1 rRNA gene is annotated in these 1,206 nt (G+C 56.5%); it reads left to right on the forward strand.

Going from position 1 to position 1,206, the window contains the following annotated elements:
• Positions 1-1,174, forward strand: a 23S ribosomal RNA gene (locus D7231_RS35130); the annotation flags it as partial.
• Positions 1,175-1,206: the final 32 nt, after the last annotated feature.

The raw sequence follows: 1,206 nt of genomic DNA on the forward strand, positions 1-1,206 counted from the left end.
CTGAGCTGGGGGTGGCCGCAGAGACCAGCGAGAAGCGACTGTTTACTAAAAACACAGGTCCGTGCGAAGCCGTAAGGCGATGTATACGGACTGACGCCTGCCCGGTGCTGGAACGTTAAGGGGACCGGTTAGCTTGGATTCGTCCAGGCGAAGCTGAGAACTTAAGCGCCAGTAAACGGCGGTGGTAACTATAACCATCCTAAGGTAGCGAAATTCCTTGTCGGGTAAGTTCCGACCTGCACGAATGGCGTAACGACTTCTCGACTGTCTCAACCATAGGCCCGGTGAAATTGCACTACGAGTAAAGATGCTCGTTTCGCGCAGCAGGACGGAAAGACCCCGGGACCTTTACTATAGCTTGATATTGGTGTTCGGTTCGGCTTGTGTAGGATAGGTGGGAGACTGTGAAGCTATGGCGCCAGCCATGGTGGAGTCGTCGTTGAAATACCACTCTGGTCGTGCTGGATGTCTAACCTGGGTCCGTGATCCGGATCAGGGACAGTGTCTGGTGGGTAGTTTAACTGGGGCGGTTGCCTCCTAAAGAGTAACGGAGGCGCCCAAAGGTTCCCTCAGCCTGGTTGGCAATCAGGTGTTGAGTGTAAGTGCACAAGGGAGCTTGACTGTGAGACCGACGGGTCGAGCAGGGACGAAAGTCGGGACTAGTGATCCGGCGGTGGCTTGTGGAAGCGCCGTCGCTCAACGGATAAAAGGTACCCCGGGGATAACAGGCTGATCTTCCCCAAGAGTCCATATCGACGGGATGGTTTGGCACCTCGATGTCGGCTCGTCGCATCCTGGGGCTGGAGTCGGTCCCAAGGGTTGGGCTGTTCGCCCATTAAAGCGGTACGCGAGCTGGGTTTAGAACGTCGTGAGACAGTTCGGTCCCTATCCGCTGTGCGCGTAGGAGTCTTGAGAAGGGCTGTCCCTAGTACGAGAGGACCGGGACGGACGAACCTCTGGTGTGCCAGTTGTCCTGCCAAGGGCATGGCTGGTTGGCTACGTTCGGGAGGGATAACCGCTGAAAGCATCTAAGCGGGAAGCCTGCTTCGAGATGAGGACTCCCACCCACTTGATGGGGTAAGGCTCCCAGTAGACGACTGGGTTGATAGGCCAGGTGTGGAAGACCGGTAACGGTTGGAGCTGACTGGTACTAATAGGCCGAGGGCTTGTCCTCAGTTGCTCGCGTCCACTGTGTTAGTTCTGAAG

Source organism: Streptomyces klenkii (assembly GCF_003626645.1).
GTDB lineage: Bacteria > Actinomycetota > Actinomycetes > Streptomycetales > Streptomycetaceae > Streptomyces > Streptomyces klenkii.